Source organism: Flavobacterium psychrophilum (assembly GCA_001708385.1).
Lineage (GTDB): Bacteria > Bacteroidota > Bacteroidia > Flavobacteriales > Flavobacteriaceae > Flavobacterium > Flavobacterium psychrophilum_A.
The window spans coordinates 3,427,984-3,442,143 of sequence record CP012388.1; the positions used below are offsets into that span (position 1 = coordinate 3,427,984).

A 14,160-nucleotide genomic window follows, 5' to 3' on the forward strand; every position below is an offset into this window, starting at 1 on the left:
ATATGGACTGCCACCTGTTCCGGAAACGAAGCCCAGGACATATGTATAAGATCCGAGTCGGACCGATTTAAGCAAGTACAGATTGGAGGCGGGATTATATAGATTAACGTAAGCCATTTGTGTCGTTGTTATTGGTTAATGTTTATGCTTTCAACCAGAATGTTATCTGTTTCCTGATAGCTGCTGCCGTTCCATGTGTAGTATATGAACCTGAAATTAAGGCTAGGCGCTGTAATTTTTTTTGCTGTATTCATAATTAACGCCTGCGAATAATCTTTACTGAATAAAGCCTTGTAAGCAGGGTCTGTACTACCAGAGCCTGTTGCGACCCCTATCATTGCCCCAAGGTTGCCTAAAGGAATCTTAGGATTGTTAAACGGTTCAGGATTCTTAATCAGTACTGCAACAATGTCTCCGGTAGCTTTGCTTACAAGCTTATGGAATTCTGTCCTGGCAGGAGGGTCACCAGGGAGCATTTCAAATACTCCTTCAATGACCCTGTCAAACAAATGCTGGTACTGCACCCCTAAAGGATCTGATGACTGCGCAGCAGGGTCTGAGATTATGCTCCAGGCTTTGTTAACTGCAGCGGCATTCAGGTCAATATCGATTTGGTAGACTGCTTGTGTTTCTGCTTCAGCTTGCTCATCCGTTATAATATAGCTGTTGACCTGCGCATTAAAATTCTCGTAGCGTGAGGTTTGGAACACAAATTCATGTACCGGTTCACTAACAATGTTGTTATTAGTAACTTCAAAAGCATTGTACAGCAATGCCGTATACAGTTTTAAAGGCCGCAGATTGGTCAAAGTTACGCTGTAGAACGAACTGGCAGGTATAAGTGGATCGCCAAGGTCGATCTGGCACGGCAGTTGGGCGTGCTCGATTATGTTGTTAAGCATTTGTATATGTGGCGGCAATAATGGATCGTTGTCGTCGTGCCATACATCCGAGCCGTCAGGTATCGGAACCGTAGCTTCATGATATCCGACGGGCAATGGATAAGGCACAATTACATCTGTCACAGGATCTTTTACTGCGATATGAAGATTCCCGTCAAGTTCTGGCATATTATTATAGCTGTGCCATAGCTGGAACATGTGGTAGGTCGAAGGTTTATCAAAATAAATACTGATCTTACATTGTTGATGTCCATAAAACAGCGGCTTAGCTTTCAGAAGGTTGCCATCTGCATTGGGATAGGAACGCTCATAGTCAATATATGACCTTAGGGATGTTAATGGATATTCGTCAGCCTTGGCGCCGGGTGGAAGGTACCCCGAGGCAGGGTTTTTGTGGTAATGTCCAACAGGTCCAACCGTTTTGAAACCGTAATAATAATCAAATATCCCAGGGTTACTTTCTCCGTTGTCAACCTCATCCTTAAGCCTGAAGCGAATATAATACGATGTGTTGGGCCTCCAAACGGGCTGTGCTACCTGCTCAACAGCGGCTGTCATATCCTGGAAATCTTCAGCGATGGCATTGGCTCCGGGTATTGAAAGGTTGTACTGGTGATTTTCCAGCGTCAGCCAGCATATTTGCTGTAGCGAGGTGGTGCATCTTGTTTTAGGATTATCGTCACAATCGCAGTTGCCAAGTTTTTTAATATGTTCCAGAACCGCAATCGTATAGTCACGGAACTGGTAGTAAAGAGTGATAATCTCCCTATCACTACCACTTTCGGGATAACGGTCAAGGTACTGGTTTAGTTTCTCTAGAGACTTCACCCATGTCTCATACAGCTCCTGCATCGACAGAATGAGTCTGTATTGCGGATTTTCCTTATCGAAGACTTGAAGCTGTTTTAGGAAATCATTAAAACATTGCTGCTCCCGCAAGAGTTCATCAACTTTATTGACAGGGTAAATGAAGCAGTCATTAAATATACCTACCATGTGCTCATAGAACGCGCAGAGCTTATCATCTTTTTTACAGTCTCCCTTAACTTTTGCGCACCCCTTGTTTTCCAGTTCCTGCTTTTTGCGAATTAGCTCCTGATATTTCTTAATATCACTAGGTTCAGTGATATTTACTTCACCTCTTGCCTTATCGTACGTATATTCAAATAATACCGCTATTTGCTCGTCTATCTGCTGTATTGCCAGTAAATCGGAGCCGTCGGGTTTTATAATGATTTTTGTAATTGCCTTATCATCGTTAAAATATTCGATAACACTGCCGAGCTCTGCGGTGGTTTTATATTCCTCATACACAATTTCGTACTGGACGATACTCGTAGTATCCTCAATAATAGACCTATAGTAGGTGATAGTGACACCCTGCGCATCTGTGCTAAGGCGAAGTTTGACAGTAACGGATGCTGCAGGAAGTATGATAACCAGCCCGTTGTCGTTTTTAAAAGTCAGTGACTTCGCAAAGCCGTGCGCATTTGTTGCATTAGTGACTTCGGAATATTGGCTTTGATCAAGTGATACCTCCGCGCCGGTTACTTCGTAAACAGGAACATACAGTAAGGTGAAGTATGCGCCATTGATGTAATTTCCAATATATTGAACAGGTGGGTAGTATATTGTACCTAGCGCTTTATTGAGCACATTAGCGCAGTCTTCAGTACGTAACGGTTCCTGGCAATATAGTGTTGAGGGTGTAATGCCATACATTTCAGGGATATGCCACCCGGGCTCGCCCGCCTCCAGATATGTAAATGGGGTGGTAGCAAGGATACGGATTGTGTCGTATTGTTTTTCCTTTATCTGCCAATATCCTACTCGTAACCCTGCAACACTTGGCCGCTCGTTTGCCGCAACCACTGCCTCAAACGGGTGGTACGGCTGCCATGAGCTGCCATTATGCGCTTTAATTTCGATATCTTCAATGGAATACCGATGTTTAACCTGCCTCAACTCGCGACCACCACGAACCACTTTCTGTGGCGGGATAAGGTCAACATTGTTTCCCGGAGCAAATGTATAACCACCTATTTTTCCTGAAATAGGGCCAGGTAATAATCCTTTTACAGTTTTGAATTCGATAAATGTGTCAAGAGGAATAACCTTAGTGATCTGGCTTACCGCCGGAGGTCCGCCCATTCCCAGATAATTTAGATCAAACGCTTCGTTAGTCAGCATGTGTATGCCCTTCACAAGTTCATTTGTCCTGTTAACCGAACCTTGCGAAGTAGAAAATGGCAGTGGAGCGACAGGCTGGCGATCCACTGTGGTATCTTTTTCCCACTTGAGTTTAACAGTAAACGACTTGCAAACCCGTACAAATCCTAGTTTGACGCAGGCTCTGAAGCTAACTTCTGCATATAATAGGAACGGCTTAGCAGCTTCTGCGGAAAACAGTGCTGAAAGTTTGATGCTGATACCGATAATCCAAATATCGATATCTATTCCTCCACCGGCGGCTATGTAACCGCCAAGCTGAGGCCGCTCAAAACTTACAAAGCCTCCTATTTCAAGATAAGCATAAAGGTGTACTTTGGCAGGGCCAAAACGCTTATTAATGTCAAATTGCACCCTTGCACCGGCCTGTATGCCCTGAGCGGATAGCATCAGATAGGTCTGGGCAGTGACAATAGTCAGGACATCCGCACTGATGGGATTTTGCTTCGTGCCAAAATTGACATACCACGCGGATGGAGAATTGAAGAAGAAACCTGCCTGAACCTCAGCATATATCTTCAATATCCAGCCGTTGCTCGAAGGTAGTTTGAAATTGGCGCCCATACCCATTTCGATGGAATTGTCGCCCCAAGCTACAAACGCAAAGAATGGAGGTTCCCTGTTATCGTCGAGTCCCAGGCGGGCACTAAGGATACTGGCCTTTCCTTCAACCATAAATAGTGTAGGCAGCGATAGTAACAGCATAGCCCGCACCGATATAACCGTACCACTGTCAAAGCTGGTACCGAGAACTGCTCCTGCTCCCAGAGAAAACGGTGCGGTATAATTAGAAGTTCGTTCTGGTCCGCTAAATTTAGAGACATGGATTCCTTTTGGCGGATAAACATAATAATCGTACCAGGTATTAACGCCCGACACAAGGCCTACAGCCTCCTTTTCGGCTACGTAGCGGAATCCAAGCAGCCCCCTAAAACCATATATTCCCAGAGGTCCGATTGGTATTGGTGCTGGAAGGTCTATAAATGCATCAACCACAAAGGCAGGATATCTAGGTGCCAGTTTCATGGCGGCACCTCCGGCAATTTTTGCCTTTGGAAGTTTTAATGAAATCTCTCCAATATATTCCGGAGATTCCCCAGGGTCAGGGAGTGCGAGCATGCCGTGAATTATTGCAATCGCGGTTGAAGGGCTCGCAGTACCAGGAATAACAAGGTCTATCTCTAGGGTCTTTATATGTATAAAACTATCACCGGAACCTCCATACTCATCATTATCAACGGTAAAATAGTATTTAATGCCATTACCTCGGACATCCACGCCCAGAGGGTCTATACTGATAGCCCCGTCGAATCCCCAGTAATTATATTTACGCATTTGTCCATTATAGTTAAGCTGGGTAGAGCCGAAATGCACGCCGGTGACAGCCATATCGATTGGACCTAGGCTTAGGGAGATATTTAGTGGAATAAAACCATTTCCACCAATAATTTCCATCGTGCCGTTATCATATATACGAAGTTGCGGGATCTCAATAATCTGGTCACCAATTAGTTTTGCCATGATCTGGTTGTCAAACCATATTTGACAAGATGTACCGATATAAAAGTGGTCATCTTCCCGGCCCAGCTCAAGGGTTAAGAAGTTGATCGTAACGAAATTAAAGAGGTTTAGTGGAATCCCTTCTGGCTCTGAGGCCGTCAAATTGAAGTCACCAGCTTCATTAAAATGGCCGCTTAGGTACACAAGTGCATCATTGCCCTGCGAATCTTTAAGTTTTGGTATTTTTAGGCGACCGGTTACAGTTGATTGCGTAATGACATTTTGCTTGAAGGTCAGGTCGAAATAATTAAAACCAACTTCCCAATTCCCAATTTTCAGATTCAGATAAGCATTGCCATCGTTGGGCTGACCGGACAATGTTTCAAGTGAAATTGTCCCCGAGACACCACCGCTGCCAATTAATAAATTCCTTCCTGCAATCCGAAGGGTGGACACCTCTACATTATTAAACCATTTTTTCGGTAGCGTAATTGCAACAAGATCCGCGTAAATGCCCTGAAAATTAACAGGACGACCGTCGGCAGTAGCTTCGGGAATATTTTTATCGGTGCGGAGGTCGAACTTCAGATTGTTGATCTGCAGTAATAATCCGGTATTACCAATTTGAGAAGGGGTCAAGTCAAAGCTGTCCGCGGCAGCAAATTCAAACCCATATTCCGAGTGATATGTTAAACTGCCAACATGGTAGGTCAACATTGATTTAACGCTCTCGTCCTCAATAACATTCCCTTGAGCATCAACCGGTTTCAACCACGTTCTGGGAAATGTTAAAGCAAGGTTCAAAGCCTGTATTGACACAGAAACTTTTGGAATAAAAAGGTTAATAAAATTTGCTTGGCTAAAATTGCCCAACCACCTATCAAATAAAACCGGCATGTTGTCAAATGCGTTAGACAAGTTATCCTGCTGAACGTAATTTTCGAGAATGTATATACTGGAGTCAATGCTCCTATCCTTTAACTGTGCAAGCAAATTAAGCACATCGGTGTAGTATTCACCTGTGCTAGGAATAACTAAAGGAGGATAGGTGCTATAGTTAGGGTTCTGATTAAAGCCATCGACAAACGTTTGGACAGGGTTCTCATCATCTCCTAGAAATACCTTTATTGCTTCAAAGAACAGCTCTTCTGGAGAAATGCCGAACATTTCGGTTGTTGCAAAGAAATAATCCTGCACGGTTCCCAGATTTCCCGCCTGTATATTACGGACATATTTTAGGATAGGCAGGTTGTAGTAAATTGTTAACGGAATCTCCGTGGTTTGGGGCACTGTACCAGGATTGAATAACAGCTGGAAGCCATCCTCCCCGTCAAATAGGTCCAATCCCACCTGACCGTTTAGAACAATAATTATGTGGTGGTAGGCAGCTGATCCGTCAACGCTGTTCTCCACATAATAAGATTTGTAAAATACTTTGTTCAAAACATTCCCTAGGGCACCCTTAATGGCTTGGGGCAGACGTTCTAAACTAATTAGATTTGTTAAGGCGGGATAAAATTGAGGTGTTGGCATCTTATTTATTCTTTAAGGCTTGCTCCGAAGGGTCAGAGAATAAACCTGTTAATCTTTACTTCAAATCCGATATAGCTAATTTTTTAGAAGGCAATAGTAAAATTTCCTGAGTCCACTTGTTGTTCATCCATTCGTAAGCTGTTTCAATATATATAATCGAACCATTTTCAGCTGTGTGCGCTGTAGCGACACACTGGACTGCATAATCGGTCTGCTCATTAGGGATTCGGAAGTGGTCATAGAGAACCCACTTGTTGTTACTTTTTTTTAGAAATGATATACGAAGTCCGTACGTGAGAGAATCATTGTCCTTTTCGACCAGAACCTTTAAATTTTGCTTGTTATCCAAGTAGGTATAATCCTCGCCTTGGCAGGAAATCTTTTTTTTAGTGCTTTCAAATTGGCTGGAGTCACCAAGTGAACGAATACTATTTCTGACTTTATGAACCCTTATAATTGATTCTAAATCTTTTGATTGAAAATATGCACTTTGATCTTCGGAAGAGAAGTCGGTGTAATGAGTATAACTAATACTGCCAGTGATGCTATCGTAATAAAATCCCGGAGGCTCCTTAGCTGTGACAGTCCATAGTTTTTCCTGCAATTTGGCCGATACTTCTTCAGGAAATTGATCGAGCGATCGGTATAAGGATGTTTCTGAGTACTGAAGAAGTTTAACTTCCCGATATAATGGTGCTTCCTGTTGGGTACAGGACAACAGGCTTAATATAAGCAATATTGATGTAAAGGAATTATACATTTTTATATAGATATGGAGTTGCTAAATCAATAAATGATCTTATAAGGCTTGCTCTGTTTGCACCTCCCCAGCTTATTTTGTTCACTACCTCTTTAAGAAGTTTAGGATTATGGGAATTAATTGCAAGTCTTATCTCTTTCTTACGTTCAGATGGTATGCTTCCCGTATTATAGACAATACTGGCAATTACGTATTTTTCCGCCTCATTAAGTTTAACTTCAATACCATTCTTTATAGCATTGTACGCAACATCATAATAATGAGTTTTGTAAAAATAATTGTAAAGAGCTCTTAGATGATAAACGTAAAATTCATGCGTTCCAAACTTGAATTTCCTAAGGAGGCCGAAATTGTTTCTAAAATGTACCCAGGACATTGGTCCACGCACCCCAACTAAAGATTTAATTAGGTTCTGTAAGGTTTGCTGTTCAGTGGTGTTCGTTATTCCGGCCTGGACGTAACACTGCATGTTGCTATCGATTTGCTGGTAGGTAAAGTTGGTAACAGAGATATTAAAAGACCTTAGAAAAATTGTTTTAAGTGTTTGCCAATTCTCTTGAAAACTGGCTCTTTCCGGATTTGAAGACGTTATGTTGGTAAAAGTCACGCCTGAGGTTGGAGAATAAAACAGATTTGGTAAAATATAGCGTATTGAACAATTGATGTTGATGGTATATTTATGATCATTAACCTTTGCGACTGTTACCAAGCTTGCGGCATTGTCTGCGCTTTCACACATTCGTTTAAAAGTATACTCCTCAAGAAAAGACTGTAAAACTTGACGTATGGCACCTTGCAGTGCAGACGTCATATTAGTAGAGTAAGCTATTTCATTAGATCTTTTGTCACCCAGCCCTATTCTAAAGTTGGAGACAGTATTTGCGAGATTAAATTCAAAACTTGTTTTTCTTTGGTATGCTTTCGTGAAGGCTGCCCCGCTGTCAATACCAGCGCCAAAGGTTAAGCCGGATCCCTCTCTAAGAATATAATTCTGTATCAGGTATCGTCGTTCATCAACATCGCGGTTCATAGTCATAGCAATTCCGTTATCCCCATTTGGATCGGGCTTACGCGCGATAATTTTAAAAGTGCCGGTGTATGTTGTACCAGGTATAATTTCAGATGCGGTAGCGCCTTTATAAAATAAAACCTCACAACCCACAAGATTAAAGAATTTATCACTGGTGTCTTTTAATGCAAAGCGATAGTGAAAATTACCATCAGTGACTGCATAGACGTTAGGATTAGAAGATTCGAGGTAAATATATTCGCGATACAATCTGGTAAAGTCGTCTTTTGTAATTGGTGTACCATTGCCGTTAATAATACGCTGGCCGGTAATTTCCCTTTCGTAATATCTTCTGGGTGCATCTTTGTCTTTTAGCTGATCGTTAGCCATAGCACTGGTGGGCCAATGCGGGCGATAATATTGCCTTGTTTTCCAATACACTTTATAGTTGTTCTCATCCTGTGCGATTTTGAAAAAACTAACAGGAAGCTTATTATAACTAGTTGTTCCGTCGAAAAGCGTTGTCTCGTACTCTTCATGACCATCGGTATTTGTAAGGGCACCTACTGCTTCATAACCCGGCTTAGTGGTAAAGAAATCTGCAGCCAGGTCAAAATTAACTCCTTCTGATCTCAGCTTTTTAAGTCCAGCCCCAGAAAGTGTCCTGATGTAATTTGCGTATTTACCCCATGTTGTTGGGTTGCTTGCTATGCTACTGCTTGTTTCTCCCTCAGCAATATCTTCGTATGTCAAACCCGTTCCGGTATGGGGTAGACGGAATATTACATAAAACGTAAGCTTATCGATGGACACATTGCTTGAGCTAAAGGATATTACACCTGCCGCATTAACTGAAAAGCCACTGTAAGTAGCTATGGCAGTTTTAGCCGTACTATTCACATTCGAGTTACTTAGGATGCTATTTAGCAGTGCCTTGACATTTGTCGTGATTGTGGCATTTATGATGGCACTTGTGGGAATGTTGTTAACATGCGTTGTGGTAAGTCCAATATTTGTTCCAGGCGCAATATATTCTACATCCGGATATGCCGAGGTATCGGTTAATGCAATCATATACTTATTTATTAAATCTTGGTCAATAGTTTAAATTTATTTTTACAGTCTCTGCTGTATACAGATCTTCTAAAACTGTTGCCTGCTTCAGATTTAGAAACAGGCTAAATATTCCAGCTTAAAAGAGAATATTAAATTATTAGTTTCTGCGGTTCCCAAATCTGCTTGTTATCCCAACGTTTAACTATTGTTTATTTAGAAGCAATTTTAAATCAATTATGTTTTGCTATGTTAATGGATATTTTTTTCTTCAATAATTTCTCCCTTCTGATTGTATTTCAGTATTTTATATACTTTTCGATTTCTAAATAATTCTTTCATTTGGAGAACCTTTTCGGGAGAATAGCTTTCCCGCCATGTGATGTTTCCTTTGTCCATATACGTTATACGTCTTACGTTTCCATCTTTGGAGTAGTCGATTATATTACCATTTATCGTATCGCGGACGTAGGGGATTACTCGTTTGCCCCCCTTTTCATCATGCTCAGCCCAGATACTGTCTTTCAACCCGTTTCGAAAGAAAGCCTCTTTTACAAGAATTTCATTGACATAGATATCATATTTTCCATCAGGTAAATGGTCCTTCAGTTTAAAATTTACATGAAGGATAAGGCCGAAATCGCCCGAATAGTCAAAGTCAATGTATATCGAATCTTTTGGATTCTTCAATAGATAATCTAACTCCAGGGTTTTATCCATTACATTCCTCTTTTCCAGAAATATTTTAGTATCTTGAGAGAAAGCCTTGTTATGACCTACGATTGTAGTGATCAGTATAAGATACATGTATACGGTATTCATCTTCATAATCCTGTTACTGCATTATTAATACCTGTTTTTACTTTATTAATTAGTGTTTGTGTTTGTGTACCGCTGAAATCCTGACCAGCTGCTTGAATCTTAGCGATATGGAAGTGGCCTGTAGGCAATTGTGGTCTAAGGGTTACCCGAAGTTTTGCTACACGGAAGAAAATCTCATTGGATAAATAATTGCCTCCTGGTCCTTCGTTCATTCGTTCACCTACTGTTGGAGGATCATCACCGTTGGTGTTGGGATGTGATATGCCCTCACTATCAAGATATTCCCAGTTGTATACGATGCCATTGCCAATAAATGTTTGAGGCAGGCTGGTTTCAATCCATTCGAGATCCGGATTATCAATTTCAATGGATCGGCTTAATGCTTCTCTGGACTCATTAAGATTATCCGTTATATCGCCGCGGGACACCGTTGCGTACCTATCAATATTATACTGATTGGGAAGCGCCTGACTAATTGTAATAATCATGTCAACCTGATTCAGCCAAGGCTGTATGTACTCTTCGATTATACCCTGACCCGGCCCCCCTTCGGGAGTTACGCTGCTATCAAAATCCCTGAACCTGACAGGGGCAATCATTGTTTGTATATAGCCTATATTGTTAGATGTAAGCGTATCGTAAATTGATAATGCAACACAGCCGGAAGGATTACTTTGAAATATATTAGTGGAAAGTTGAAACGGATCAAAACCGGTGACAAGTATTTTTTTTGCAGTTGAAGGAGCGCCTGAAAAGTCAATTCCTGTATAATTTCGGCTTTTCTCTTCAAAGAGTTTGATGGTGTCTTCCAGCTGTGTATCTTGAATTATAGCAAATTCTGAGCTAATGTCACCAATGAAATATGGATGCTGTTTCAAAGCGACGCTCATTTTTATCCTAGCCCAATAAAAGGGCCTGTCGTCAGCGTCGGAAGGGTTAGCCTGCACTGTTTGCGTGGCCGTTTGCCATAGCTGTGCTCCACTTGTACTGACTAAAGACCTGATCGCGGAGTATATTTCAGCGCTTGATGAGTCGAGATTATTTAATTTAGAGATAAAATCGTTGACAATCTCGCCCAGTTCAGGCTGCAGGCTAATGAAGTAATCTTCATTTGGTCGGTCTTCGATATCATATTCGGCTCCAATATTCTCCTCAAAATTTCTTGCGTAGGCAGCCCCTATTATTTTTTTGTCTGTATATAAGGTTATGGGTGTTTCCGGGGAGGCTAGATGTGATATAATATTGCCATCCCCGTCATCTTTAAGTCCAACGAGGGCACAGTCAAAACTCGTATATGGGTCCTCATTGTCATCTGTATTGCTGACAACATACTCGAGTTTCATATAGATGCGGTAATCGTCCGTAAATTCTTGCTGACGCAAAGTTTCTAACTGTTGCATTTGGGCGTGAGAAAGAGATATAATTGCAACATCATCAAAAGTATAATTTTCGATCTTCAGCTCACTGGGTAACTCATCCTGAATAAACTTTAGGTAATCGCGCTGTTGGCCTGCAATGACCAAAGAACTTTGGACGAGCTTCACCGACGGTATTTTCTTATCAAGTTCAGTAAGGAAAAGGCTGTCAACCTGGCCTTCCATTCCGCTCAGCGGTATTTTGTCGTCAATGTTATTCCTGAAATTTAAATTATACTTTGCAGGGAATGCCAGAAATGTGACTGCGGCATTGTCTTTCGCAATAGCAATATTTGCCGTAAAATTTGAGCCGTTAATAAGAGTTTTATCCGCGAAGTTTTCATCGTAATAAACTTTTAGGTAACTTTTATTTGTACTATCCTCAAAAGGTATCTGCATGTCAAAAATCGGAAAAAGCATATCTAAATAGTTTTCCCGGACAGGTGCTATACTTTCAGCAGGTGCAGTGAGGTCCGATTTTAGTAGTTTGATAATTCTAAGCTGGTAATAAGTAGAAACCAAGCGGTCTGTAGTTTTAGGAACTATTAAGTCCTCAAAGGAAATAAGATCCTCCGCTATAACAGGTTGAAGATATAGGTCGTTCCCTTTGGGCAATTCAAGGCCAAGGATTTTTTTATAGGCTCGTTTATAATATAAGAGGGGACTTTGGTTGTCTCCGGATGGAATTGCGAATTTGATAACCTTATCTGTATTTCCGGGGTCAAATTCACTAGTACCCGCACTATCGTCAATAACAAGCAAGGGCCAACCATAATCCCTGTAATAGTCTACCTCTGTAAGGGTATCTGTATTGGCAAGGTTCCACCGAATAGTATTACTATAATTTTGATAATAGTTAATAGAATTGCAATATTCGTCAGCGATGTTGATGTACAACTTGTTTTTATTAAGATATTTACTGATGACCTGTGTATACAAGTCATCTCCTTGGCGCATTTCAAAGCTGGTGCCGGTAAAAACCTCAATGCCAATTGTGTAGAAGGAGCCAAATAGAGCGGCGGCATCTATGAAGCACTGTATTTTTTCCTTCTGGTTTTTATACTTAAATCTTTCAGCGGAAGTAGGATCTGCTGGCAGGGGATCAACCGTTAAAACCGAGTCTAATTCCCTTGCTAATTTGAATGTAGCTTGAAAGCCACTTCTTTCAAAAACTATCAAAATCCCGAAATCATCCGACATATCGAAATCCCCAATATGGTTTCCCTTGAATACAAATGGGAGCGTAACGGGATTATTCGAGTAAAAAGCTTCATCCAAACTATCTGTGTTTAGTAATTTATAGCTTTGGTCTGTCGCGGCTGCGCTGTAAGCTAGTCCCAGCGATGTTTCTGCAAGCGGTTCTGTGCTGGGCATTGGGATACCTTCATTTTCATACCACAGCTGGGCACTTTTATGGATACTCTTGGTTAAATCATTTTTGTTTTCGTTTGCTACCTTATTACCCTCGATTAAACTGTCCTTCTTAATACCCTTATAAATTATATAATCAATTTTGGGCATATTTAAGTCAGGCTGAACGGATGGCTTGAAAACGACATTATACTTATCAGCACCATCTATTTTCTGTACTAGGACTAAGCCGTCTGTAACAGCAAAAGCTTTGGGCGCTTCACTGGCGCTTGAGGTAAACAGACTATTTAGCCGGAAAGAATTTTCGTCAATAGCTCCAAATTCCTGTCCAGGAGATTGAACGTTTAGTTTGAGTGGCTCAGTAAAGAAATACATATTTGATGGATTTAGAGGAAGTGATGCTATTTAATAGTTTTCTAAAATAACAAAACTTTACTGATAAAAATTGTATTTAAGTTATTATATTTTAGATATTTAACACACTTGGAAGTAAAACTTCCAAATGTGTTAAAATCGCTTATATAAAGCCGCGTCTCGTTAGTTCGAGGACAAGTCCACTTTCGGCAGATATCCCTAAATTTTTTTTTATATTAATAATCCGTTTCTGGATGGTGCTTTGCGAAAGGTCTACTACTGATTCAAGATCCTTGACCTTGTAACCTTTTGCAAGATGAAAAATGATTTTCCGGTTGTCATCATCAATCATTATTTCATCACGCCATATTTTTGAAGAGCAAGCCTTTACCATTTTACTTTGATAACAATTCCCTTGCATTACAGTTTCAATGATTGTGTGAAAAATTTCGCTATCAATCTCGTTCTTGATTGCTAGAGCTTCAGGATGTACCTTCTTTATAATATCGTAGATAATAAGTACTTCGGTTTGCGCAGTAATAAAAACAATTTTACAATTTGGATTTATTTTCCGAACAAGATTCGCTATATCACAACCATTTAAAATTTTTATTTCAGTGTAAGCGGGCAGCCGGTAGTCAAGGATCGCAAGTTCAAACTTACGTTCATCAGTATCTGAGGTAATAGTCTTATAGGCTTGTTCACAGTTGAAAGCTTTTACTGTATGCACATCAGCACGTTGCAAGAAAGACTCCTGCAACATGCTTTCGTAAAATCTTGCAACCATAGGGTGGTCGTCAACAATTAGGATATTCATTGGTGTGGTTTATTAAAGGCATAATGTATGAAGATTTGAAATTATAAATCCACGTAGAAATACTTGTTTTTAAAAATCGAGTAAAAACCCTAGTTGTCGATACATAAGATTAGTACTTGACGAAAAAGAATTATTAATTATGAGATAGGCAAAAATTGTTCCGCTTTATTAGGTATAAAGCTGGCGGCACTTTATACTTGATGAAAACCAGGTCATCTATGTGTTGGAAGTATCATTAGTTAATTTTATATATCGCCTTTGTTTTAGAAGAGTTTAAAGGTGAAACCAAATCGGCTTTCAGGTAAGACGGCCTCTTTATATACCGTTAAAGGTGATAAGCTCATTGAAGATGCAATCCCATTTTAAGCCATGAATTGATCCAAATATTTACAAAT

General features: G+C 40.6%; 5 protein-coding genes and 1 pseudogene. All 6 read right to left on the reverse strand.

Annotation, left to right across the window (positions count from 1 at the left end):
• Window positions 1-128 precede the first annotated feature (128 nt).
• Window positions 129-6,044: a hypothetical protein gene (locus ALW18_15125; protein AOE53733.1), complete on the reverse strand. Its 5,916-nt coding sequence runs from the start codon at window positions 6,042-6,044 to the stop codon at window positions 129-131.
• Between the two features lie 175 nt (window positions 6,045-6,219).
• Complete coding sequence (locus tag ALW18_15130) at window positions 6,220-6,924, reverse strand: hypothetical protein (GenBank protein ID AOE53734.1); 705 nt, start codon at window positions 6,922-6,924, stop codon at window positions 6,220-6,222.
• Entirely contained in the window at window positions 6,917-9,007 is a 2,091-nt protein-coding gene (locus ALW18_15135; protein AOE53735.1) for a hypothetical protein, read from the reverse strand. The genes ALW18_15130 and ALW18_15135 overlap by 8 nt, the downstream gene beginning before the upstream one ends.
• 231 nt (window positions 9,008-9,238) lie before the next feature.
• The gene (locus ALW18_15140) at window positions 9,239-9,814 is read right to left on the reverse strand and encodes a hypothetical protein (GenBank protein ID AOE53736.1); all 576 of its coding nucleotides are present in this window, start codon (window positions 9,812-9,814) and stop codon (window positions 9,239-9,241) included.
• Window positions 9,811-10,914 (reverse strand): annotated as a pseudogene (locus ALW18_15145) (hypothetical protein). Before ALW18_15145 ends, ALW18_15140 begins: the two are co-directional and overlap by 4 nt.
• A 2,197-nt stretch (window positions 10,915-13,111) precedes the next feature.
• Window positions 13,112-13,765 (reverse strand): hypothetical protein, encoded by a 654-nt coding sequence (locus ALW18_15150; protein AOE53737.1) that lies wholly within the window; start codon window positions 13,763-13,765, stop codon window positions 13,112-13,114.
• Window positions 13,766-14,160 lie beyond the last annotated feature (395 nt).